A 22,081-nucleotide genomic window follows, 5' to 3' on the forward strand; every position below is an offset into this window, starting at 1 on the left:
TGATCGAGAAATGGATATCCTGCAAAGTATTTTTCCGTAATCATTGTCGGAAATGACAACAAATTGTTGATGGAAGCGGCAGTTGCACCTGAACGGGCGAATTGATGTTTGACAAAAGATTTTTCGCCGCTAAGATACGACTCCACACGATTCCTCTGTAGTTCAGTCGGTAGAACGGCGGACTGTTAATCCGTATGTCACTGGTTCGAGTCCAGTCAGAGGAGCCAAATTTAAAAAGCCTGCTTTCGAGCAGGCTTTTTGCTTTCTTGCGTCTCTGGCGTTAACTCAGAATCGCACCCAGCCTGGCAAACACCTCATTGACAACGGCGTCAGGGCCGCCGCCCTACGCCCCAGGTATCCTCCGTGAACGCGCCTCCGCTCAGCCTGAAAAAGCGCCTGGCGGTAGGATGATTTTGCTGACGCTTGCGGGTGAGATAGCGTGGATAAATCACTCTGTCCCATGTCTTTTAAGGAGGCGCCATGAACCTCAGACAACAGCAGCAGCAGGCGTTCGATCGCAGCGGAGAACCTCTTATCGTCGGCGACGTCAATCACTGTCCACTGCCGCCGGAGACCCTCGCCGCGCTGGCTGCGGATTCACCCTATGTGGTGCAGGTATACGGTTCGGGGCTGACCGGCGAGGTTTACCGGCTGCGCATCGCCGGCAAGGAGTACAATTTAAAGAAACGACGCGCCGTCGCCGGCGTTGCCAACCTTAACGGACAGTTGTCGTTTTTAAACGAGGTACAGCGCCGGCAGGCGCTGCAACGGCTGAAGGATGACCCAAATACCGCACCGCGCTTCACCCACATCGTCCCGACGCTGTATGCCGATTATCGCCTCGGCATCCTCCTCTCCCCCTGGATCGATGGCGAGCCGATTCACCAGCTGACCCCGCCGCTGATCGCTCAGCTGTTCACCACGCTGGAAGCCTGTGAGGAGCAGGGGCTGATGGAGTGGGATCTCTGTAGCGGGAACCTGCTGGTGGACCGGGAGGAGCAGCTGTGGCTGTTCGATTTTGGCTATATGTATCCCTTCGACCCGCTGAGAGAATTCAACAGCAACGGTCTGGCCGATCCCCTGTTTCACTTTGTCGAGCGCTTTGAGACCCGCTTCTTTTTTAGCTGGCTGATGACCCGGGTGCCCGATGCCGAACAGCAGCTGGCGCAGTATCGCGAGATGAAGCGGCTGGCGGTCGAAAGCTACCGGCGCAAGCTGGTGTGGCTTCGCGCCCGGCGGGCATCTCCGCAGGTGCAGGCTCATTTTCAGCAGATAACGGCGCGCTGGGAAACGGCGCTGGCGGACCCTGCCGCGCTGAGCCGGTTGTTTGCCCTGGAGGCCTTCCGCTCCCATGTGCTGGATATTGAAGACGACCTGCATGGCCAGTCCTGCACCTTGCTCACCCTGCAACGTATCGACTGGGTGATAGGCCAGCTGGAACAGCATTATCACTTTATCGCCGATCAGGGCGGCCTGTTTTATGACAACGCGGGGAAATCGCAGCAGGCGCTGCTCGGTGACTATGCGCAGAAGCGGCAGCAGGCGCAGGAGTACCTGCTGAATGCCGCCGCCGCAAAGGATTAACGACGCTCGCGCCCCTGTTTCTGCTTCGCCTGATACATCAGGCGGTCGGCAGTGGCCACCAGCGCGTTGAGACTGGGGTGGCTGGCGGGATCGTACTCCACGCAGCCCCAGGAGAAGGCCAGCTGCCAGGGGTGAGCCGCCTGCTGGTTGAAACGCGCCACGTTGTGGCTGAGCGTCTCCATCGCCGCCGCGGCATCGTGGCGGCTGGTATTGGCGAACAGAATAATAAACTCATCGCCCCCCTGCCTGGCGAGGATATCGGATTCACGGAAGGCGGCTTTCATCAAATCGGCGATGGCGATCAGCGCGCGATCGCCCTCTTCATGCCCCCAGGTATCGTTGATGTGCTTAAAGCGATCGAGGTCGACAAACGCCAGGCTGACCGGCTCATGACGGCGCTGGGCCGTCAGCAGGGCATACTCGGCCAGGGTGAGGAATCCCCGGCGGTTAAACAGTCCCGTCAGCTCATCAGAGGTTGCCGCATCCAGCACCTTGAACTCATCCTCCACGATCGCCGCCAGATCGCTTAAGATCTGCATTTCATGCGCGGAAAACGAACGCGGCTGATGGTCCATCAGACAAAATGACCCCACCGTCGCGCCATCCGGCAGCTGCACCGGATACCCGGCGTAAAAGCGGATAAACGGCGCCTGAATCACCAGCGGGTTGTCGTGAAAACGCTCGTCCTGCTGCATGTCGTTAACGATAAGCGGGTCGGTTTGCAAAATGGTATGGGCGCAAAATGAAATGTCTCTCGGCACCGTGTCCACATCCAGACCGGCACAGGATTTGATATGCAGCAGATCTTCCCCTACCAGGCTGATGGACGCCACCGGCAGGTTATACAGCGAACGGGCAAGCCTGGTCAGGCGATCAAAGCGTTCTTCTTTTCCGCTATTCAACAGCCCGGAAGAGCGAAGCGATTGCAGGCGACGCTGCTCGTCGGGATGAAGTCCGGCTAATTTCATTGTCTCTCTCTTGTCTCTTGCGCAGAATTCCACCGGGCTTCCCGCGGGAAACCCGGCGTTTTATCCTGCCAGGGGGAAAATAGTCGTCAGGTATCCCATGAGTTAAGCAGATTTCCCCTGCTCGTCAACCGGCGCGCCCCGGCGACGGGCGGCAGGGGCGCTGGCGGAAGGCCATTGCGGCATTCCGCCCGGCGAAAGGGAAGATCAGGCGCGGATAAACGCCAGCAGATCGGCGTTGATGGTATCGGCGTGGGAAGTGTGCATCCCGTGCGGGAAGCCAGGGTAAACGATCAGCTGGCTGTTGGGCAGCAGCTGGTCCTGCAGGATAGCGGCATTTTTATAGGGAACCACCTGATCGTCATCGCCCTGCATGACCAGCACCGGCAGCGTAATCGACTTAAGATCTTCGGTCTGGTCCGTTTCTGAAAACGCCTTAATACCTTCATAATGGGCTTTGGCGCTGCCGATCATCCCCTGTCGCCACCAGTTCTGGATCGTCCCCTGCGACACCTCCGCTCCTTCACGATTAAAGCCATAGAACGGGCCAGAGGCGACGTCGAGATAGAACTGGGCGCGGTTAGCCGCCAGCGCTTTGCGGAAACCGTCAAACACCTCGATCGGCGTGCCGCCAGGATTCTGTTCGGTTTTGACCATCAGCGGTGGAACGGCGCTGATGAGCACCGCCTTCGCCACCCGCCCCTGCGGCTGGCCGTAGCGGGCCACGTAGCGGGCGACCTGGCCGCCGCCGGTGGAGTGCCCGACGTGGACCGCATTGTGCAGATCCAAATGCTCCACTACCGCCGAGACGTCTGCCGCATAATGGTCCATATCATGCCCCTCGCTGACCTGATCGGAGCGGCCATGGCCCCGGCGGTCGATGGCGATGACCCGAAAGCCTTCGGCAAGGAAAAACAACATCTGGTTATCCCAGTCGTCGGCGCTTAACGGCCAGCCGTGATGAAAAACAATCGGCTGAGCTTCCTTTGGACCCCAGTCTTTGAAGTAAATATTGACGCCGTCTTGGGTGGTGACAAATGCCATGTTACAGACTCCTCTTTCAGGATAACCAGCCTGCAGGCCCGTGCCTGGACTGAATGCCGACGGCGGCCGGCTGAGAAGCCAGCCGCGCAGGAATGTGATGCCAGTAACAGTGTAGAAGAAATTTATCACCCCGCCGGTCGACTGATCCCGTTTCGCTTGATCGGCTCGCCTGAACCCGGCAAGCGGCGGCGGCTACGCCGCACTCTCCTGCTGGCGGATCCGCACAATCAGCGCGCCGAGCAGCGCCCAGTCCAGCAGCACGGCAAAGGCAAAGTTCACGCCGCCGCGTCCTGCCCCGGCGGTGTGCCAGGTCAGCAGCGTCGCCGCGATAGCGACAGCCACGCTCAGCGCCGTGGCGCCGCTGACGCGGCGACCCGACAGTGCCGCCCGCCCGGCGGCAATGCGCCAGGCGACAGCCGCCCCCGCGCTGCCGAACGTCACGCCGGGGAGGAGCGCCGGCCAGGCCTGGCCGCCATACCAGGCCACCAGCGCCAGCAGCCAGCCGGCCGCCGACACCAGGAAGGCCCAGCGCGTCGCCGTCAGGGGCGCCCGATAGAGCCAGGGCTGCGCGCGCGCGAATCCCCATCCGGCGCCGAAGGCAGCGATCAGGAGCGCCAGCAGACCCAGCGTGCCGCTCTCCCCGATAACGGGGGCCATGATGAACAGCAAGGCCCCGGCGGCGAAGACCACGCTGAGGGCGATGGCGCGACCGCGCGGGTCGATGGTTCCCCCCTCCTTCGCGACGGCATGGTGGTGTAAAACGTGCATATTCAGCTCCTGACACATTAAACGGCATGAAAATAACTCATGTCATCGTCTTTACATGCCCGTAGCCTATCGCCACTATACAGGGACACACAAACGCATAGTTTTCAGCCATAGATGAGAAAAACTCAGCCATGAGAACCCCCCGCCTGCCGCCGCTGGGTGCCCTGCGCGCCTTTCACGCCGTCGCTCGCCAGCGTAGTTTTAAACTGGCCGCCGGGGCGCTCGGCGTCAGCGCGACGGCGGTCAGCCATCAGATTAAACTGCTGGAATCGGTCCTGGAGTGCCGGGTCTGCGAACGCAGCGCGCAGGGCGTCAGCCTGACCGCCGATGGTGAGATCCTCTACGCCGCTACCCAGCGCGCCTTCAGCGCCCTGGAGCAGGCCGTCGTCCAGATAGCCCAGGCCCGCCAGCCGCCATCCTTAACCGTCACCACCACCTCCAATTTTCTCACCCACTGGCTGGTGCCACGGCTGGCGGACTTCACCGCCCGCTTTCCGGCTATCGACCTGCGTCTGCATACCAGCGTCGAACGGGTGGATCTGCATCTGGGCACCGTGGACGCCGCGATTCGCTATCGCGAAACGCCCGAGCCGGATCTGTGCTGTACCCTGCTGCATAAGGATCGCTTTATCGTGGTCGCCAGCCCGACGCTGGCCCTCAGCCGGCCTGACGATCTGGCGCAGGTGACGCTGTTTCACGTCGCCAACCGGCACGTACCGGCCGATTCGCCGAGCTGGGAGAACTGGCGTCGCCGCTATGGACCGCCGACGCTGAATATTGACGCGGGGTTAACCTTTAGCGATGAAACCCATGCCCTGCAGGCGGCGGTGGCCGGCCAGGGGGCGGTGATCGCCAGCGAACTGCTGGCGCGGGATCTGCTGCAGCGCGGGGTATTATCCGCGCCATTCAGCGGCGCATTGCCGGGCGCCAGCTACTATCTGGTCACCACCGAAGCGGCAGCGCAGCGGGCGGATATTATCGCGCTGCGGGAGTGGCTGGTGGGTCAGATGGCCCTGGGCGACAGCGGCCAGCCGGCAGCGGGATAGCGGCCTTACCAGCCGCAAACGTTGGTCTCTTCGTCGGACTCATAGCCGCGGACGATATTGATCAGCTCCTTCACCGCATCGGCCGCGGTAAGCGGGTCGCGCAGCGCCGCCAGCGAGGAAAAGCTTTTATCGACCGAGACGCCGTTATTGTTATTGGTGACCGTCAGCACAAACTCCCCCTCTAAATTGTCGTCCGGCAGATCGCTCAGCAGCCCATTAACGGCCTCCACCGCCTGCTGCGGAATATACAAGACCATCGGTTTGAGGAATATTTTTTCTTGTTTCCGCTGAAGCCGGCTATTCTCTACCGCTAAGGTGTAACCTTTATTTTCACTGTTCATAATTTTATCCCTCGATGAGAATTTTCGGATCAACATAGAAGTCGACATTAAAAACCGTGTCCTCGCTGAGCGCCTCAATGCAGTGCCATTTTTCCGGCGGAAAAACGCCAAACTGGCCGGCTTCAATGGTCAGGGTTTCAACCGGTTCGGGGCTGGTTTCATCGGCATAGCCGAGATAGCGGATCGCCCCCTGCATCACCGACAGCCGGGGATAGACCCCCTGGCGGGTGCCAGCGTCCAGATGGCGGCGCCAGATAGAGGCCGGGGCGGTCTCCTTAGTCCACAGCGGCGTGCTGCGGGTATGAACGTAATGGGTGGGAATAATAATTCGCTGCATGATTGCGCCTCACTTTACCGTCGCAAAAGATACGGTCAGAAATAGCCTATATGATGCATATCATATACCTCTTTCAAAGGTGAAGGATATTATTTTCCTGGCGAATTTTACCTCTACTCCTTTTTATACCCCTCTGGGATTAGCGCTAAGGGAAAATAAAAAAGGCGATTTCAGCTTGCTGAAATCGCCCGGAATAATATCTTTAAGGGCCTTCATATTTCATTTAACGCAGCGGACTCGGTTTGCCGATTAAATAGCCCTGCACCAGGTCGCAGCCCAGCGCCTGCAGCGAGGCCAACTGCTCTTCGGTCTCCACGCCTTCAGCCACAATGCGCATATGCAGGCTCTTTCCCATGCTGATAATCAGGCGCACGATATCCAGATCGTCTTTTTGCTCCGGAATATTGATAACAAACGAGCGGTCGATTTTGATTTTATCGAACGGGAAGTAGCTTAAACGCGACAACGAAGAATAGCCGGTACCAAAGTCATCGATGGAGATTTGAATGCCCTGCTCGCGCAGCTGGCTGAGAATTTCCAGCGAACGGGTGTTCTCATTGAACACATCCGACTCGGTGATCTCCAGATCCAGCCGTCGTGGATCGAGTCCAGTCTGCTGCAATACGCTGATAATGGTGTCGGTCAGCGAGGTGTTCATCAGCTGAATCGGTGAAACGTTGACCGAGACCTTGAGCGGCGTCGCCCAGCTGGCCGCTTCGGCACAGGCGGTTTTCAGCACCCACTCGCCGAGGGCATTGATAAGGCCGATTTTCTCTGCCACCGGGATAAACACCGTCGGCGGCACGGCGCCGCGCACCGGATGGAACCAGCGAACCAGCGCTTCATAACCGTAGATTTCGCGCGTAACGGTATCGGCGATCGGCTGGTAGTAGACTTTGAATTCGTCATGGGCCAGGGCCTGCAGCAGATCGTCTTCAAACGATTTATTCTCCTGCAGACGCTGCAGCATTCCGGGCCGGAAGATTTGCACATGGCCGCTGCCCTCTTTTTTCGCCTCATACAGGGCGAGGTCGGCGCACTTGTACAGATAATCGGTCCGGCTTTCGCCATCAGAGATCACGATCCCGATGCAGGCGTCGATATTAATCTGCGCATCGTAGATCTGATAGGGCTGGCTGATCTTCTCCCGGATAACATTGGCCCGCTCGAGCGCCATCTCTTCGGTCAGATCGTAAGAGAGCATCGCGAACTCATCGCCGCCGAGACGATACAGCGTCTCTGAGGTTTTACGGAAAAAAGAGAGGCGGCTGGCCAGATCCTGCAGCAGCTTATCGCCGGCGTCATGGCCGAGGGTATCGTTTACATCCTTAAAGCTGTCGAGGTCGAAAAGCATCACCACGGCGCAGCCATTATAGGGGCGCACCTGATTGACGATCTCCTGCAGACGCTGCCAGAAAGAGAGACGGTTTGGCATACCGGTCAGCGAATCATGGTAGGCATCGTACTGCAGTCGACGGTTCTGCACCTGCAGCTTCTCTTTCGAGGCCTGCAGATCGTTGGCCAGGGTTTTCATACGAACGTGGGCGCGCCGCAGGTTATTATTCTGCCGCAGCATCAGCAGGCCGAGGGAAATACACATGGCGATCAGCAGAATGGAGATCACCGAGTAGATATAATAGAGATGCTGAATTTTATCATGGGTGATATTAACGATATTAATATCTTGCGTCAGCGTGGCGGCCGCCATTGAGGTCAGGGGGCCATCCAGCTCGCTTAACACCGGCAGGATCGCTTTAACCTGCGCCGGCGTCATGGTATCAACTTGTTTATCAAGCAAATGGAGATTGCGGATCAGCGTGGCGACCACCGCCTTCCGCTGTTCGCTTTTATTAATAAAGCGACCCAGATCGCCCTCCTGCAGGAGTTCGATCTGGCTCATCATGATCTCGAGGCGCAGGCGCACCTCATCGTGGTCCGCCCCTTCGGCCCCAATCGCCATTCCCGCCAGACGAGACTCCAGTCGCATATATTCCGATACCATCTGCGACATTGACCACGAGTCCGTATAGCGGGTAAATTTTTGCAACTCACTTTGTCGCTCATGCACCAGATAAGTAATATATCCAGTCACAATAAACAACGACAAAATAATAGCCGTGAGTATTCGATTCAAGATCCGACCCTTACTCTATTATAATCTTAGAAACTTGCCAGGCCGATCGGGAATAATAGATCTGGTTCTGTAATTCAGCGCTGCTGTCGTAAGGGTAGACGATAAATAACGGGCCTTTATCCCGAACGCGCATATATTGGCCGTTCATTTTTAACGCCATAATGACCGGGAATTTATAAAAATCGTCCATCGGGATAATGGTGGTGTAGTCGTTGAGCGCCAGCACGCGGACGGATTGGCCTTTAGCGCCGACTAAATCCATGAGTTTATTAAGGGGAATGCCGTCAAAACGGACCTTGCCGGTGTACCAGGGGGTAGTGGTTTCCACCGTCTTCATGCCCAGCTTTTCCAGCATCGCGAGATCAAAAACCGCCTTGTCACCGACGTTCGTATTTCCGATTTTGCCGGAAATGGTCAGTACAGGTTTTCCTGTCGGCGCAGGCAGTTTTTCAGCATAAGCAGAAGGCAACATGACAGAACAAAATAAAACTGCAAGAAGTAGACGCATTTAACTCACCATTCCAGAGAAGGAGACATGTTAAGTGTAAACCATTTACGTCAATTCTTAAAAGGTGCTCCTCTTTGTTATCCGTTGATTTAATTAAAAGTATAAGCTTGCTGGCAAATTGCCAGAATGTTGAGTAAAGGGTGTGATTTCGCCCGCCTTTCCGGTCGCTTATTTTTGCACCAGCTCGCCGCTTAGCAGGCAAACTACTTTCCTCCACGGCCGCTGCGCGGTAGTCTCAGTGCAGACGCTACGCTAAAAGCGTCTCATTCCAATAACAACGAATTACGTGACTGACAGGACAGGGTATGGATTCAACAATAAGCGTGCAGCCCGGCGAGGCGCCGGATTCGCTGCATCGGGCCCGGCGGGCGGCATGGGGCAGCTTTGCCGGCGCCGTGGTCGACTGGTACGATTTTCTTCTCTATGGCATTACCGCCGCGCTGGTGTTCAACCGCGAATTTTTCCCGCAAATCAGCCCGGCGATGGGCACCCTTGCCGCGTTTGCCACCTTCGGCGTCGGGTTTCTTTTTCGCCCGCTGGGCGGGATTATCTTTGGCCACTTCGGCGACCGTCTCGGGCGCAAGCGGATGCTGATGATGACCGTCTGGATGATGGGTATCGCCACCGCCTGCATCGGCCTGCTCCCCTCATTCAGTCAGATCGGCTGGTGGGCGCCGGTGCTACTGGTGTTCCTGCGGGCGGTTCAGGGCTTTGCCGTCGGCGGCGAATGGGGCGGCGCAGCGCTGCTCTCGGTGGAGAACGCGCCGAAGGGAAAAAAAGCCTTTTACAGCAGCGGGGTGCAGGTGGGCTACGGCGTCGGCCTGCTGCTCTCCACCGGGCTGGTATCGCTGATCAGCAGCCTGACCACCGACGAGCAGTTCCTCAGCTGGGGCTGGCGCTTACCCTTCCTGTTCAGCGTGGCGCTGGTTCTGATTGCGCTGTGGATCCGTAACGGTATGGCCGAATCGCAGGAGTTTGAAGCCCAGCAGAGCCAGGCCAACGCGCAGCAGGTGAAAAAGCGACTGCCGGTGGTGGAAGCCCTGCTTCGCCATCCCGGGGCGTTTTTACTGATTATTGCCCTGCGGTTGTGCGAACTGCTGACCATGTACATCGTCACCGCCTTCGCCCTCAACTACTCGACGCAAAACCTCGGCCTGCCGCGCGAGCTGTTCCTCAACATCGGCCTGCTGGTGGGCGGCCTCAGCTGTCTGACTATCCCCTGCTTCGCCTGGCTGGCAGACCGCTTTGGCCGTCGGCGGATCTATATTACCGGGGCGCTGATCGGCACGCTGAGCGGTTTTCCGTTCTTTATGGCGCTGGAGAGTCAGTCCGTTTTCTGGATCCTGTTCTTCGCCCTGATGCTGGCCAATATCGCCCATGATATGGTGGTCTGCGTCCAGCAGCCGATGTTTACCGAGCTGTTCGGCGCCAGCTATCGCTACAGCGGCGCCGGCGTCGGCTACCAGGTGGCGAGCGTGGTCGGCGGCGGCTTTACGCCCTTTATCGCCGCGGCGCTGGTCACCTTCTCCGGGGGCTCCTGGCACAGCGTGGCCCTCTATCTGACCGCGGGATGCCTGCTGTCAGCGCTCACCGCGCTGCTGATGAAAAAGCATACCGTCGACTGACCAGCCTTCGGAGGGCGCGACCCGCGCCCTCCGGTAAGGAGAACGCATGTCTCTGTTGCCCCTGGCCGACTGCTGGCCACGCCGCTTTACCCCCGCCTCGCTGGCGCTGCAGTTTTGCGGGGACCCCACCCAGGCGGAACAACCGCTGTTTGCCAAAGCCGGCGCCGGCGAGGCCGTCGCCCAGCTCTGGCAGGCGCCGCAGGGATTCGTGGTGCCGGGGAGCTATCGTCAGTTTGCGGACCTGCCGGCGGTCAGCGCGCGTTTTGCCGCGCGGGGCTGGCCGGTATGGCTCCGCCGCTCCGGGGGCGGTCTGGTGCCCCAGGGGCCGGGGATTATCAACCTCAGCCTCGCCTGGCCGGTGCAGCAGCCGCTCGGCGAGGCCGCCGAACCCATCTATCACTCGCTGTGCGCTGTGCTGCAGCGCACCCTCGCGCGCTTCGGCGTTGCCAGCCACGCCCGGGCGGTGAGCGGTTCCTTTTGCGATGGCCGGTATAACCTCGCCTGCGGGGAGGGAGAGGAGGCGCGCAAGATTGTCGGTACCGCCCAGTACTGGCGGCCGCAGACGGCGAGCGGCGGCCATGTGGTGCTGGCCCATGCGGTGATCCTTATTGACGCCGACCTTAGCGCTGCGCATCAGGCGGCGAACGCCTTCGAAGCGCAGCTCGGTAGCGGGCGGGTCTACCGCGCCGACAAAACCGTCACCCTGGCGCAGTTGCTTCCCGGCGAGCGCCATCTGCTCCCCCGCTTCAGCGAGGCGCTGGCCCGGGAGCTGGACGCGGCTCGCTGAAGGTCGCTTTCAGGTAGCGGCTAAAGGTCTCCACCGCGCGCGACACCCGCGGAGTATAGGGCCGGATGACGTACAGCCGATCGGCGAACACCTCCACCGGCTGCCACGCCGGCAGCAGCTCCTGCACTAGCCCGCGGCCGATAGCCTCCCGGGCGCTAAAATCCGGCAGCAGCGCCACCCCCAACCCCGCCAGCACCGCATCGCGCAGCGACTCGCTGTTGTTGGTGGCGAACGGCCCCTGCACGTTGATGGTCACCCGCTCATCGGGCGTCTGGCGGGAGGCGAACGTCCACTGCGGGCGCTGGGGCCCACGGGGATAGGTCAGGCACTGGTGTTGACGCAGATCGTCGGGCATCTCCGGGCGGCCATGGCGGCGAATATAGTCGGCGGATGCGACGATCAGCGTGGCCGTGTGGCACAGCGGCCAGGCGACGTGGGTGTCCGGGAGCGCCTCGCGCCGACAGTGGCGGATGGCGAGGTCGAACCCTTCGCTGCCGAGAGAGACCAGCCGGTCGGTCACCTCCAGCTGCAGATGCAGCTGGGGATGCTGGTGCAAAAACGGTGCGATCGCCGGCACCAGCTGCTGACGGGAAAAGGCCACCGGCGCGGTCAGGCGCAGCGTCCCCCGCAGCGGCCCGCCCTCATCGCAGGCGCCGGTGAAAATATCCCGCAGCTGGCCAAACGGCTCACTGAGCTCCGCCACCAGCCGCAGCCCGTCGTCGCTGAGGCTGACGCTGCGGGTGGTGCGATGGACCAGCGTTTTACCGGTCACCCGCTCCAGCTCGCTGATTTTCTGGCTGATGGCCGACTTGCTGATCCCCAGCTTTTCCGCGGCCCGGGTATAGCTTTTCTGCTCTTCCAGCACCGTCAGCCAGTAAAGATGGGCCCAGTAACTCTCCGGACGACTCTCGCTCATATTGATTGTTCACCAGTAAAAACAATGTATTCAACTATAGCGGTTTTTGCCCGCGACGGCATCGGCTAGCATCCATATCAGACAGCGATTATTCCCTAACGATAAGGACCACCTGCATGCCATTACTGACTTTTGACCTGATTGAAGGCCGTACGGAACAGGAGATCAGAACCCTGCTGGATGCCGCTCATCGCGCCGTGCTGCGCGCCTTCGAGGTACCGGAACGCGACCGCTACCAGATTGTTCACGAAAACAAAGCCCACCATATGGTGATTGAAGATACTGGCCTCGGACTGACCCGCACGCGGGATCAGGTGGTGGTGCGGGTTTATACCAGCCCGCGCAGCGACGCGCAGAAGCAGCGTTTCTTCGCCATTCTGCAGGAGGAGCTGGCGGAGCACTGCGGCCTGAGCGGGGATGATGTGATGGTGTCGATTATCAGCAACCAGAAAGGCGACTGGAGTTTTGGCCGCGGGGTCGCGCAGTATCTTACCGGCGATCTCTAAGCCGCGGCCGGGAGGGCGCTGTCAGCGGCGGCCTGCCGCCGCGATGCGCTGGCGCGCCTGCTGTTCGATATTTTCCAGCAGTTCCTGGACATCGTCTTCGTCAATGTCGAGGAACTGGCCTTCCAGCAGGGCGGCGTGAATATCTTCCCGGGTAACCGAAATGCCCAGCGGCACCGCACGGGATTTGACCTCCTCCGCCGCCAGCGGATGGGGGTAGCGGCGGCCAACCAGATTGTTAAACACGATGGCCAGCAGCGCCAGCATCAGCGAGTTGAGCAGCACCGGCGTCAGCACAAAGTGATAGCCTTCGCTGTGTACCCCGGCGCCGCCGAGGATCGCCGTCAGGGCCACCGCGCCGCCGGGAGGATGCAGGCAGCGCAGAAAATACATCCCGGCGATGGCCAGCGCCGCCGCCAGCCCGCAGGCCAGCGCCGGGTCGGGCACCAGAATCCCCACCGTGACGCCGATCAGCGCCGACAGCACATTACCGCCGACAATCGACCACGGCTGCGCCAGCGGACTGCTCGGCACGCCAAACAGGAGTACCGCCGATGCGCCCATGGGGGCAATAAACCACAGGTTGACTTCGCCGAGCAGCCAGTGGCTGAACATGCTGGTCACCGCCAGCCCGGTGCCGGCGCCGATGGAGCCCAGCACAATATGCCGACGAGCCACCGGCAGCGCATGCGGCTTTAGCCGCCCAAGGAAAATCCGCAGCCGTGAAAACAGGCCCGCGGGAATAACACTTAACATCGCTTTATCGCTCAGATCATAGGAGTTACTTATATTTTATTTTCTTTTTTTAACCTTACATTAACAACCCTGTATTTAGCAGGGGATCGCGCGGGCGGCGATTTCCGGGCGGCACAGGGCTGTGAATTCTCGCCCGGGCTGATAGAATCCCTTTTCTGTCAGGGGGATACCCCTTTTGCGAACTGAAGGTCATAACCCAGTGAATAATAAAATCTCTTTAGCGAAAGAAGTGGCATGGGCCAGCCAGAATATGCCGCGTACCCTGCGTCAGGTCGCCGCCCTGCCCGACCTCAGCGGCGTCCGCCTTGCCTGCTGTATGCACCTCGACATGAAAATGATCCCGCTGGTGCAGGGGATCCTTGACAAGGGCGCTCAGGTCTTTTTAACCACCTGTAACCCCACCACCGTGCAGGACGACGTGGTGGCCTGGCTGGTGGAGCGCGGCGCCGAGGCCTGCGCCTGGCGCAATATGAGCGATGCCGACTGGCAACAGTCGTGGGAAAAAGCGATCGCCTGGCAGCCCACTCACCTGTGCGAAATGGGAGCCGATATCACCACCCTCCTCCATCAGCGCGGCGAGTTCGGCAACATCGTGGCGGGTCTGGAAGCCACCGGCTCCGGCGTCAATCGGCTGGGGGATATTCAGCCCGGCTATCCGATCTTTAACTGGGACGATCTGCCGGTCAAAGAGGGGCTACATAACCGCCATATGGTCGGACTCACCGCCTGGCACACCTTCTTCCAGACCACTCATCTCACCCTGCATGAGAAAAAAGTGCTGGTGATCGGCTACGGCCTGGTTGGCCAGGGCGTCGCGGCGGCGGCAAAAGCCTTTGGCGGCCAGGTGATGGTGGCGGAGATCGATCCTGCCCGTCGGCTGCAGGCGGCCTATGACGGCTGGCACGTGGTCGATCTCCAGGAGGCTATCGCCTCGGCGGACGTGGTAGCCACCGCGACAGGCGGTAAAAACGTGGTTAATCGCCAGGCGCTGGACCGGGCGAAAGCGGGCGTGTTTATCCTTAACGTCGGCCACGTGGCGGAAGAGATCGACGGCGAGTACCTGCGCCAGTACCCTCAGGAAGAGGTGATGCCGTATATCAACGCCTACCGCATGGCTGACAAAACCGTCTACCTGATGGCCAATGGCTCGATGCTCAACCTGACCGCCGGCTTCGGCGACAGCCTTAACGCCTTTGACGTCACCCTGGCGGTGATGGCCAGCGGTATCGGCCATATTGTCAGCGACGGTATGCGCGCCCCGGCGCAGGTTTACCTACTGCCGCAGGCGGTCTGGCAGCAGGCGCTGTAAACGCAGCGCATCGTCCCCCTATAGTGGAGACGATGCGCTTTTTCATCAGGACGCTGGCGCGCTGTCGGGCAGCACAATGTTGCTCTGCGCCAGGGTCCCCATCTGGTGGTACATCGCGCTGGCGGCATCCAGCAGGTGCATGGCCAGCGCCGCGCCGCTGCCCTCCCCCAGCCGCATGTCCATATCGAGATACGGGCGCAGACCCAGCGCGTCGAGGGCGATCCGCGCCCCTTTCTCCGCCGACAGGTGCGAAGGGATAAGATACGGGTGCGCCGCCGGGGCCATGCGGCAGGCCGCCAGAGCCGAAGCGTAGGAGAGGAAGCCATCCAGCACCACCGGCAGGCCGCAGGAGGCCGCCCCGAGGATCACCCCGGTCATACCCACCAGATCAAAACCGCCCACCTTAGCCAGCACGTCCAGCCCGTCCGCCGGGTTCGGCTGGTTATGAGCGATCGCCTGGCGCACCACCGCCACCTTATGGCCCCGCTGCGCCAGCGGCAGATTGGCCCCGCAGCCCACCACCGCGTCGGGGTCGCTGCCGGTCAGGACGCTGATCGTCGCAGCGGCCGGGGTGGTATTGGCCATCCCCAGCTCCCCCACGCCAAAGACTTTCACCCCGTCGGCGGCGAGCTGGCGGGCGAAACGCATGCTGGCCAGCAGCACCGTCTCCGCCTGCTGACGGCTCATCGCCGCCGTCCGGGCGATATTCCCGCTACCGCGGGCCACCTTGAGGTTGATCAGGCCCGGCAGCGGCTCGGCGTCGATGCCGACATCCACCACCTCCACTCTCACGCCGGCCTGCGCCGCCAGCACGCAGACGCCGGTGTTGCCCCGCACCATATTGCCGGCATGAATGGCCGTCACCGCCTGCGGGGAAGGGGTCACGCCTTCATGCCAGACGCCGTGGTCGGCGCACATGACCACGATGGCTTTTTCAGTCAGCGCCAGCTGCCCCTGCAGCCCCGGCAGACCGGCCAGCTGTACCGCCAGGCTCTCCAGACGGCCAAGGCTGCCGGGCGGCTTTAACAGGCCATCAATATGCTGCTGCGCGCGCGCCATGCCCGTCACATCGGGCTGCGGAATGAAAGCCAATAACGCCGAAAGTGTTTCCATTCTGTTCCTCACCGTTGATGCCAGGCCTTACAGTAGCGCCAGTAAAAAGAGTAATTCACCCAGCTCGATCGCCGCTCCGAGGGTATCCCCGGTCTGCCCGCCGAGGGTTCGCTTCAGCGCCCACCCCAGACCCCAGATCAGCACCAGGGCGATCAACGCGGCGCGCAGCCCCTGCAGCCCCAGCAGGGCGGTGGCCAGCGCGATCGCCAGCGCCATCGTCACCAGCGTCTGCTGCAGGCTAATTTTGCCAATAAACAGATTGCCCAGCCCTTTTTCCCGCGCATAGCGATGGCGATACATCAGCAGCACCGCCATTCCGCGACCGACGGCGCAGGCCGCCGCCAGCGCCGCGATGGGGTTGACATCGCGCAGCAGCAGTTCGCCGACCACCAGCACCTTCGCCACCAGCACAAAAATCAGCGCCAGCCCGCCGTGGGTACCCAGCCGGCTGTCGCGCATGATCTCCAGCATTCGATCGCGGGTGCGGGCGGAGAAGATGCCGTCGCAGGTATCGGCCAGCCCGTCAAGGTGAAATCCGCCGGTGAGCAGCGCCAGCGCCAGCGCGCCGAACAGCGCCGCCAGCGGGACGCCGCACCACGGCTGCAGGAGGTACACCACCGCGCCGGCGATGGCGCCGAGCAGTAAACCGACCAGCGGGAAGGTGACGATACTGCGCTGGTACTGTTCGATCTCCAGGCCCTGAGATAACCGCGCCGGGACCGGCAGACGGCTGATAAACGAGAGTGCGGCAAAGAATGACTTAATCACGTGGGGTTGACTCCTGTCGGCGAAAGCAGCGGAAGAGATTCTGTCGCGCCCGGTCAGCACCTGAGTTTGTCTTCTGGCGAATCGATCGTCGGAGAGGTGAGAGGTGTTGAGATATCGCCCTGACGCCGCTGCGTCAGATGCCCGGCCAGGATGAGAGAAACCTTTCCGATATCAATACGTTTTCGCGGGGCAGTATAGCAAAGAGTCGGTGCAGAGAGGCAGTTGCCGGGACAAAGTTTTCGCAGAAAAAGAGACGGGAGGGGGTAGTGCAGAACAGCCCGGCGACGCTGACCGCCGCCGGACAGCTGGGATTAGCCTTCGACTTTGGCTTCACCCATCACTTTCAGTTTTTTAGAGATGTCGCGGCGCTCTTTGGACAGCTCGGCATTCTTGATGATGTAGTCATCAACGCGGTCTTCGTAATCGCTCTTCATGCTGGCGATGATGCCCTGGATGGCTTCCACGCTCATGCCCGGTTTGATGTAGTCGCTGAGGTTGTCCAGCAGCAGAACGCGCTTCTGGTTATCACGGATCTTTTTCTCAACGTCCTGAATTTCACGCTGCAGTTTGTTCTTACGCCGGTACAGACGAACAAACTCCAGTACGTCCTGGAAAGAAGGCTTAGTTGTTTCCATTTTTACACCCCTAATAATTGAGATTCGGATTCGTAAAGCGACTGCGTTATAGGGCTAACATAACTGCTAGCAGTCGCTGATGACAATGTTTTTTCCTTTGCGTTTATCATAACCCTAAACGCTGCTGAATCGAAACAACCCGTGCAGTTACCCGGTGCATCTGGTGCTTATTTGCGCAACGCGCGGCAGATCAGATGCGACAGCAGCTCCAGCTGGCGCGCCAGTTCAATAGAGAGCCAAACATAGCCATGGATCGGGGTTTCCGCCAGGCTATCGTCACCCTGCTCTTTCATCAGCTGGCGCAGTTCGAGGACGATTTCATTCAGCTTTTCATTATTGGCGCGCACAGGCTGAGGGTTCCCTTCGTACAGCGCGTGGGCGATGGCCAAAAGCGTCTGCTGGGTCATCTGCTGCGTCTCCCGCAGGGTGTGCGCATTGAGCATGACGAAGTGGCCCGGACGGGTTGCCCACCAGGCGTTGATCTGCAGCTCCAGCATGCACACGAGGTTGCGGCTGACGGTCTGGATAGCCTCGAAGATCGCCTTCTGGATGTGCGTCTCTTTGCTGGCGGGGGTGATCAGCCCGCGCATTTTGACGACGTCGTTGAGCGCCTGTTGGAGATGCTTTTCCAGCCGCGGCCGATCCACCAGATTTGGCGAGAAGCCGGCCTGGTAGAGGCGGTTGAAGTTAGTGACATAGCTGGCCATCTGGATGCGCCAGTGGATAAACGCCCGCTGCGGCCAGATACCGGTAAACAGCATCGCCAGCAGCGAGCCGAAGATCACGTCGCCGCTTCGCCACAGGGCGGTATGCATATCGCCCGGCGGCGCCCCGACCACCACCGACAGGGTGATGCCGATCAGCAGCGCCTGATAGGGTTTCTTGCCCAGCGCCAGCCAGCCGCAGAGGAACATCGCCGCCGCGCACCAGAGGACCATCAGCGGCAGGGAAATAAGCTCAAGCTTGAGCGCCACCAGCCCCAGCGCCGAGCCGAGGATCGTGCCGCCGATGCGCTGAAACGCCCGCGGCACGACGTTGCCCCAGAAGGAGATCGGCCCCATCACCACCACCAGGGTGATGAGAGGCCAGGTCCCCTCAGGCACGTTCAGCAGCCGCACCAGCAAAAAGGTGAGCACAAAGGCCAGCGCAATCCGCACACCATGCACCACCCGATAATGGCGATACAAACGGATCTCAAATGGCTTGAGTGATTTATCAGCGCGCACAACCCTCTCCGGCAAAACGAAAAGGCCAATTGTAACTGCTTTTTCGCCCGGAGCGTGCCGGGAATGTAAAAATCCTTGTCCGGAACAGGGGTAAATCGCTACGACGCGACGCGGGCGACGGGAACATACATGTCGATATCCCAGTAGCCGTCGTGGTTGCCGTCGTTAAGATAGACCTCAAAGCAGGGCTGGGGGGCGATGCGATACGCCGTGCTCTGCAGCAGGCTGTCGAAAAACTGCCTCCACGGGGTGGCGAAGTCGTGATCCACCACCCGCGCGCGGGCGCAGGCGTAATCCCCGCCGGCAATCGCCGTTATGATCACCCCTTCGCTGTTAGCGGGAATGACGTAATCCTCGTCAACCGCGACCACGGTGGCGCAGCGCAGTTTTTCCGCCGGCACGTCCTCCGGGTTATCGTAGTAGACGGCAAGCCACTCGCGGGCGGGCACCTGCTGGCCTTCAACCCACATCATCAGTTGCTCAAACCCCTGCCTGACGGTTTGATCCCAGGGCCCAACCAGATGGAAACCGGCAATGGTTTTCTTGCCGAGGGGGGTGACGCTGTAGTTCATCTTGCCTCCTTTGGAGATAAATGACTGTATGAATATACAGTTAATTTAACAGGAGATCCCCCCTCAGTATGTGCGCGAATTCACAGAGTCGCCATTGCGGCTGATGAAAAAAACGGCGATGTTGTCACCGTGTCTGCCGGGCGGCAGGCGAAAAAAAACCGCCTGCAAAGAGGCGGTTGGCGTGGTTACAGCTCGTGGTGCAGGTAATCGCTCATTCGCGAGAACACCCCGCCTTTATTAATGCTTTCGAGGGTGACCAACGGATAGTGGCCCACGACCTTGTCGCCGTCATACAGCGAAATCTCGCCGACCCGCTGGTTGGCGGCGATCGGCGCCTCCAGATCCTTTTTATCCAGCACGTATTTCGCCTTAATCCGCGACACTTCCGCCTTAGGCAGCGCTAACCAGAAATCCTGATCGGTGCCGAGCTTAATCTGCTCTTTATCGCCGTACCAGATGCGCTCGCTGCCGACCTTCTGCCCCTTCTGCAGCACCTGCACGGTGTCGAAGTTTTGCTGCCCCCAGTGCAGCAGTTTCGCGGCCTGCTGCTCGCGGCCTTTCGGGCTGTCGGCCCCCATCACCACGGCGATCAGCCGACGCTGGCCATCCACCGCCGAGGCGATCAGGTTGAACCCGGCGCCCGACGTGTGTCCGGTTTTCAGGCCATCGACGTTCAGGGTTTTATCCCATAGCAGACCGTTACGGTTTTGCTGGGTAATGCCGTTCCACGTCAGGCTTTTCTGGCTGTACATGTGGTAGACGTCAGGCTCGCCATGGATAATCGCCCGCGACAGCACCGCCAAGTCATAGGCCGAACTGTGCTGGCCCGGGGCATCGAGGCCGTGGACGGTTTCGAAATGGGTATCCTGCAGATGCAGTTTTTCGACATACTGATTCATCAGGGCGACAAACTGCGGCTGACCGCCGGCGACATAGTCGGCCAGCGCGACGCAGGCGTCGTTGCCGGAGTCGACAATCAGCCCGCGGCTGAGGTCGCGGACGCTGACGCGATCCCCTGGCTTTAAGAACATCAGGGATGACCCGTCGAACACCGGGTTGCCCTTCGCCCAGGCGTCTTTCCCCACGGTGACGATATCGTCAAAGGTGATACGATGGCTGTCGATGGCGCGATCGACCACGTAGCCGGTCATTAATTTGGTCAGGCTGGCAGGATTGCGCTGCTGATGTTCGTTACCCGCGGTCAGTACCTGACCGGTGGTGTAATCCATCAGCACCCAGGAGCCAGCCTGAATGGAAGGCGGCGCGACCGTAGCAGGTAAGTCGACGGCAAATGCGCAGGAAACGCTCGAAGCGAGCAAAGATACAGCAATAAACAAACGGCCTTTCAACGGCATATCCTCTAGATTTACAGATCCGCCGTCCTTTTTACGGAACTTCGCGTTTCATATCAGGGTTTAATTGCAAGAAAATATGACACGGCGGAGGATGTTGCTTGCCGTTACCCTTCTGATGACCGGGCAAATCGTTTACCATACCGGTCGCACGCCACCACGGATAATGAACAGACTATGCAAGACAGCGTCAACCAGCCCGGATTTTTATTCCACGATTATGAAACCTTCGGCACCAGCCCTTCCCTTGACCGGCCGGCGCAGTTCGCCGCCATCCGCACCGACGCGGAGCTGAACGTGCTGGGCGAGCCCGAGGTGTTTTACTGCAAGCCCGCTGACGATTACCTGCCGCAGCCGCAGGCGGTAATGATCACCGGGATCACCCCGCAGGAAGCGCTGGCCAAAGGGGATAACGAGGCCGCGTTTGCCCGCCGCATCCACGATCTGTTCACGGTGCCGCAAACCTGCATCGTCGGCTATAACAACGTGCGCTTTGATGACGAAGTGACGCGGAATATCTTCTATCGCAACTTCTATGACCCTTATGCCTGGAGCTGGCAGCACGATAACTCGCGCTGGGATCTGCTCGACGTGATGCGCGCCTGCTATGCCCTGCGTCCGGAAGGGATCGCCTGGCCGGAAAATGACGAGGGTCTGCCGAGCTTCCGCCTTGAACATCTGACCGTCGCCAACGGTATTGAACACCAGAACGCCCATGACGCGATGGCCGACGTGTACGCCACCATCGCCATGGCGAAGCTGGTGAAAACCCGGCAGCCGCGGCTGTTTGACTATCTCTACAGCCACCGCAATAAGCGCAAGCTGGCGACGCTCATCGACGTACCGCAGATGAAGCCGCTGGTGCATGTCTCCGGCATGTTCGGCGCCGCGCGCGGCAACACCAGCCTGGTGGCGCCCCTGGCCTGGCATCCGGAAAACCGCAATGCGGTGATTATGGTCGATCTGGCAGGGGATATGGCGCCGCTGCTGGAGCTGGATGCGGACGCCCTGCGCGAGCGGCTTTACACCCCGCGCGCCGAGCTTGGCGATCTGCCGGCGGCGCCGATTAAGCTGGTGCATTTGAACAAATGTCCGGTGCTGGCCCAGGCCAATACCCTGCGCCCGCAGGATGCCGACCGGCTGGGGATCTCCATTCAGCGCTGTCTGGAGAATGCCCAGCTGCTGCGGGCGAATCCGCAGGTGCGGGAGAAAGTGGTGGCGGTGTATGCCGAAGCCGAGCCGTTCATGCCGTCCGAAAACGTCGACGCCCAGCTTTACAATGGGTTCTTTAGCGATGCCGACCGCGCGGCGATGAAAATCGTGCTGGAAACCGAACCGCGCAATCTGCCGGCGCTGGATATCACCTTCGCCGACAAGCGCATCGAACGCCTGCTGTTTAACTACCGGGCGCGCAACTTCCCCGGCACGCTCGATGAACATGAGCAGCAGCGCTGGTTAGAGCACCGTCGTCAGGTATTTACGCCTGAGTTTTTGCAGGCCTATGCCGATGAACTGCAGATGCTGTATCAGCAGTATGCGGATGATAAAGAGAAGCTGGCGCAGCTGAAGGCGCTGTGGCAGTACGCGCAGGATATTGTCTGATTGGCTGAAATTCCCGGGTTGCGGCTAACGCCTTACCCGGGCTACAAACTGTATCAGCTGTATGCGGATGATAAAGAGAAGCTGGCGCAGCTGAAGGCGCTGTGGCAGTACGCACAGGATATTGTCTGATTGGCTAAAATTCCCGGGTTGCGGCTAACGCCTTACCCGGGCTACAAACGATGGCTGGACT

General features: G+C 60.1%; 24 protein-coding genes and 1 tRNA gene. 10 read left to right on the plus strand and 15 right to left on the minus strand.

The features are described from left to right. Positions 1–151 precede the first annotated feature (151 nt). Positions 152–227, plus strand: a tRNA-Asn gene (locus ABLU95_RS01845). Positions 228–480: 253 nt separating this feature from the next. Continuing rightward, positions 481–1,584 (plus strand): AarF/UbiB family protein, encoded by a 1,104-nt coding sequence (locus tag ABLU95_RS01850; protein WP_065881029.1) that lies wholly within the window; start codon positions 481–483, stop codon positions 1,582–1,584. Here the strand turns inward: ABLU95_RS01850 and ABLU95_RS01855 are convergent. From ABLU95_RS01855 to ABLU95_RS01865, 3 genes are all read right to left on the minus strand, one after another. Then, complete coding sequence (locus ABLU95_RS01855; RefSeq protein ID WP_023290317.1) at positions 1,581–2,552, minus strand: sensor domain-containing diguanylate cyclase; 972 nt, start codon at positions 2,550–2,552, stop codon at positions 1,581–1,583. The two genes, ABLU95_RS01850 and ABLU95_RS01855, sit on opposite strands and share 4 nt — an antisense overlap. A 204-nt stretch (positions 2,553–2,756) precedes the next feature. Next, positions 2,757–3,593 carry an alpha/beta hydrolase gene (locus ABLU95_RS01860; protein WP_044524034.1) on the minus strand — a complete coding sequence of 279 codons (837 nt, stop codon included), beginning with the start codon at positions 3,591–3,593 and terminating at the stop codon, positions 2,757–2,759. Positions 3,594–3,785: 192 nt separating this feature from the next. Next, complete coding sequence (locus tag ABLU95_RS01865; protein WP_065881026.1) at positions 3,786–4,361, minus strand: hypothetical protein; 576 nt, start codon at positions 4,359–4,361, stop codon at positions 3,786–3,788. 131 nt (positions 4,362–4,492) lie between these two features. Between ABLU95_RS01865 and ABLU95_RS01870 the strand changes: the two genes are divergently transcribed. Beyond that, entirely contained in the window at positions 4,493–5,407 is a 915-nt protein-coding gene (locus ABLU95_RS01870; protein ID WP_049013775.1) for a LysR substrate-binding domain-containing protein, read from the plus strand. 5 nt (positions 5,408–5,412) lie between these two features. Here the strand turns inward: ABLU95_RS01870 and ABLU95_RS01875 are convergent, their stop codons facing one another. Both ABLU95_RS01875 and ABLU95_RS01880 read right to left on the minus strand, forming a co-directional pair. Beyond that, on the minus strand, positions 5,413–5,748 hold the full coding sequence (locus tag ABLU95_RS01875; protein WP_057216128.1) for a DUF1869 domain-containing protein: 336 nt from the start codon (positions 5,746–5,748) through the stop codon (positions 5,413–5,415). 4 nt (positions 5,749–5,752) lie between these two features. Continuing rightward, on the minus strand, positions 5,753–6,085 hold the full coding sequence (locus ABLU95_RS01880; protein WP_002911866.1) for a DUF1971 domain-containing protein: 333 nt from the start codon (positions 6,083–6,085) through the stop codon (positions 5,753–5,755). Positions 6,086–6,182: 97 nt separating this feature from the next. On the opposite strand from ABLU95_RS01880, the gene ABLU95_RS01885 reads away from it, so the two are divergent. Continuing rightward, the gene (locus ABLU95_RS01885) at positions 6,183–6,338 is read left to right on the plus strand and encodes a hypothetical protein (RefSeq protein WP_348878727.1); all 156 of its coding nucleotides are present in this window, start codon (positions 6,183–6,185) and stop codon (positions 6,336–6,338) included. On the opposite strand, the gene ABLU95_RS01890 is transcribed toward ABLU95_RS01885, so the two are convergent. Further along, the gene (locus ABLU95_RS01890) at positions 6,309–8,219 is read right to left on the minus strand and encodes an EAL domain-containing protein (protein ID WP_032428929.1); all 1,911 of its coding nucleotides are present in this window, start codon (positions 8,217–8,219) and stop codon (positions 6,309–6,311) included. The two genes, ABLU95_RS01885 and ABLU95_RS01890, sit on opposite strands and share 30 nt — an antisense overlap. A 10-nt stretch (positions 8,220–8,229) precedes the next feature. After that, positions 8,230–8,691, minus strand: a complete 462-nt coding sequence (locus tag ABLU95_RS01895) for a molybdopterin-dependent oxidoreductase (protein ID WP_023290323.1) — start codon at positions 8,689–8,691, stop codon at positions 8,230–8,232. Positions 8,692–9,032: 341 nt separating this feature from the next. Here ABLU95_RS01895 and shiA point away from each other — a divergent pair, with 341 nt between their 5' ends. Both shiA and ABLU95_RS01905 read left to right on the plus strand, forming a co-directional pair. Beyond that, positions 9,033–10,352, plus strand: a complete 1,320-nt coding sequence (shiA, locus tag ABLU95_RS01900; RefSeq protein ID WP_348878674.1) for a shikimate transporter — start codon at positions 9,033–9,035, stop codon at positions 10,350–10,352. Between the two features lie 46 nt (positions 10,353–10,398). After that, the gene (locus tag ABLU95_RS01905) at positions 10,399–11,139 is read left to right on the plus strand and encodes a lipoate--protein ligase family protein (protein WP_348878676.1); all 741 of its coding nucleotides are present in this window, start codon (positions 10,399–10,401) and stop codon (positions 11,137–11,139) included. Here the strand turns inward: ABLU95_RS01905 and ABLU95_RS01910 are convergent. Then, on the minus strand, positions 11,099–12,055 hold the full coding sequence (locus ABLU95_RS01910) for a LysR family transcriptional regulator (RefSeq protein WP_023290326.1): 957 nt from the start codon (positions 12,053–12,055) through the stop codon (positions 11,099–11,101). The two genes, ABLU95_RS01905 and ABLU95_RS01910, sit on opposite strands and share 41 nt — an antisense overlap. 116 nt (positions 12,056–12,171) lie before the next feature. On the opposite strand from ABLU95_RS01910, the gene ABLU95_RS01915 reads away from it, so the two are divergent. After that, positions 12,172–12,561, plus strand: coding sequence for a tautomerase family protein (locus ABLU95_RS01915; RefSeq protein WP_023290327.1), 390 nt, complete (start codon positions 12,172–12,174; stop codon positions 12,559–12,561). 21 nt (positions 12,562–12,582) lie between these two features. On the opposite strand, the gene ABLU95_RS01920 is transcribed toward ABLU95_RS01915, so the two are convergent. After that, the gene (locus ABLU95_RS01920) at positions 12,583–13,314 is read right to left on the minus strand and encodes an HPP family protein (protein WP_065881018.1); all 732 of its coding nucleotides are present in this window, start codon (positions 13,312–13,314) and stop codon (positions 12,583–12,585) included. A 199-nt stretch (positions 13,315–13,513) separates the two neighbouring features. Here ABLU95_RS01920 and ABLU95_RS01925 point away from each other — a divergent pair, with 199 nt between their 5' ends. Continuing rightward, positions 13,514–14,623: an adenosylhomocysteinase gene (locus tag ABLU95_RS01925; RefSeq protein ID WP_004203536.1), complete on the plus strand. Its 1,110-nt coding sequence runs from the start codon at positions 13,514–13,516 to the stop codon at positions 14,621–14,623. A gap of 45 nt (positions 14,624–14,668) precedes the next feature. Here the strand turns inward: ABLU95_RS01925 and cobT are convergent, their stop codons facing one another. The 6 genes from cobT to dacD form a co-directional block, all read right to left on the minus strand. Beyond that, complete coding sequence (gene cobT, locus ABLU95_RS01930; RefSeq protein ID WP_348878678.1) at positions 14,669–15,736, minus strand: nicotinate-nucleotide--dimethylbenzimidazole phosphoribosyltransferase; 1,068 nt, start codon at positions 15,734–15,736, stop codon at positions 14,669–14,671. Between the two features lie 27 nt (positions 15,737–15,763). Next, positions 15,764–16,504, minus strand: coding sequence for an adenosylcobinamide-GDP ribazoletransferase (gene cobS / locus ABLU95_RS01935; protein WP_023290330.1), 741 nt, complete (start codon positions 16,502–16,504; stop codon positions 15,764–15,766). 311 nt (positions 16,505–16,815) lie between these two features. Further along, positions 16,816–17,139: a DUF496 family protein gene (locus ABLU95_RS01940; protein WP_002911883.1), complete on the minus strand. Its 324-nt coding sequence runs from the start codon at positions 17,137–17,139 to the stop codon at positions 16,816–16,818. A gap of 167 nt (positions 17,140–17,306) precedes the next feature. After that, positions 17,307–18,365, minus strand: coding sequence for an FUSC family protein (locus tag ABLU95_RS01945; RefSeq protein WP_004203544.1), 1,059 nt, complete (start codon positions 18,363–18,365; stop codon positions 17,307–17,309). 98 nt (positions 18,366–18,463) lie between these two features. Beyond that, on the minus strand, positions 18,464–18,937 hold the full coding sequence (sbmC, locus tag ABLU95_RS01950; RefSeq protein WP_023290331.1) for a DNA gyrase inhibitor SbmC: 474 nt from the start codon (positions 18,935–18,937) through the stop codon (positions 18,464–18,466). Between the two features lie 185 nt (positions 18,938–19,122). Then, positions 19,123–20,286: a serine-type D-Ala-D-Ala carboxypeptidase DacD gene (gene dacD / locus ABLU95_RS01955; protein WP_023290332.1), complete on the minus strand. Its 1,164-nt coding sequence runs from the start codon at positions 20,284–20,286 to the stop codon at positions 19,123–19,125. 180 nt (positions 20,287–20,466) lie between these two features. Between dacD and sbcB the strand changes: the two genes are divergently transcribed. Beyond that, the gene (gene sbcB, locus ABLU95_RS01960) at positions 20,467–21,891 is read left to right on the plus strand and encodes an exodeoxyribonuclease I (protein ID WP_348878681.1); all 1,425 of its coding nucleotides are present in this window, start codon (positions 20,467–20,469) and stop codon (positions 21,889–21,891) included. Next, positions 21,892–22,020 (plus strand): hypothetical protein, encoded by a 129-nt coding sequence (locus tag ABLU95_RS01965; protein WP_256555546.1) that lies wholly within the window; start codon positions 21,892–21,894, stop codon positions 22,018–22,020. Positions 22,021–22,081: the final 61 nt, after the last annotated feature.

The sequence above is a fragment of the Klebsiella sp. GG_Kp146 genome (genome assembly GCF_040061975.1).
Taxonomy (GTDB): Bacteria; Pseudomonadota; Gammaproteobacteria; order Enterobacterales; family Enterobacteriaceae; genus Klebsiella; species Klebsiella quasipneumoniae.

Excerpts from the sequence above, each read along its gene's own strand:
- ABLU95_RS01850 (WP_065881029.1), top strand. The coding sequence starts at position 481 with ATGAACCTCAGACAACAGCAGCAGCAGGCGTTCGATCGCAGCGGAGAA.
- ABLU95_RS01855 (WP_023290317.1), bottom strand. The coding sequence starts at position 2,552 with ATGAAATTAGCCGGACTTCATCCCGACGAGCAGCGTCGCCTGCAATCG.
- ABLU95_RS01860 (WP_044524034.1), bottom strand. The coding sequence starts at position 3,593 with ATGGCATTTGTCACCACCCAAGACGGCGTCAATATTTACTTCAAAGAC.
- ABLU95_RS01865 (WP_065881026.1), bottom strand. The coding sequence starts at position 4,361 with ATGCACGTTTTACACCACCATGCCGTCGCGAAGGAGGGGGGAACCATC.
- ABLU95_RS01870 (WP_049013775.1), top strand. The coding sequence starts at position 4,493 with ATGAGAACCCCCCGCCTGCCGCCGCTGGGTGCCCTGCGCGCCTTTCAC.
- ABLU95_RS01875 (WP_057216128.1), bottom strand. The coding sequence starts at position 5,748 with ATGAACAGTGAAAATAAAGGTTACACCTTAGCGGTAGAGAATAGCCGG.
- ABLU95_RS01880 (WP_002911866.1), bottom strand. The coding sequence starts at position 6,085 with ATGCAGCGAATTATTATTCCCACCCATTACGTTCATACCCGCAGCACG.
- ABLU95_RS01895 (WP_023290323.1), bottom strand. The coding sequence starts at position 8,691 with ATGTTGCCTTCTGCTTATGCTGAAAAACTGCCTGCGCCGACAGGAAAA.
- shiA (WP_348878674.1), top strand. The coding sequence starts at position 9,033 with ATGGATTCAACAATAAGCGTGCAGCCCGGCGAGGCGCCGGATTCGCTG.
- ABLU95_RS01905 (WP_348878676.1), top strand. The coding sequence starts at position 10,399 with ATGTCTCTGTTGCCCCTGGCCGACTGCTGGCCACGCCGCTTTACCCCC.
- ABLU95_RS01910 (WP_023290326.1), bottom strand. The coding sequence starts at position 12,055 with ATGAGCGAGAGTCGTCCGGAGAGTTACTGGGCCCATCTTTACTGGCTG.
- ABLU95_RS01915 (WP_023290327.1), top strand. The coding sequence starts at position 12,172 with ATGCCATTACTGACTTTTGACCTGATTGAAGGCCGTACGGAACAGGAG.
- ABLU95_RS01920 (WP_065881018.1), bottom strand. The coding sequence starts at position 13,314 with ATGTTAAGTGTTATTCCCGCGGGCCTGTTTTCACGGCTGCGGATTTTC.
- cobT (WP_348878678.1), bottom strand. The coding sequence starts at position 15,736 with ATGGAAACACTTTCGGCGTTATTGGCTTTCATTCCGCAGCCCGATGTG.
- ABLU95_RS01940 (WP_002911883.1), bottom strand. The coding sequence starts at position 17,139 with ATGGAAACAACTAAGCCTTCTTTCCAGGACGTACTGGAGTTTGTTCGT.
- sbmC (WP_023290331.1), bottom strand. The coding sequence starts at position 18,937 with ATGAACTACAGCGTCACCCCCCTCGGCAAGAAAACCATTGCCGGTTTC.
- sbcB (WP_348878681.1), top strand. The coding sequence starts at position 20,467 with ATGCAAGACAGCGTCAACCAGCCCGGATTTTTATTCCACGATTATGAA.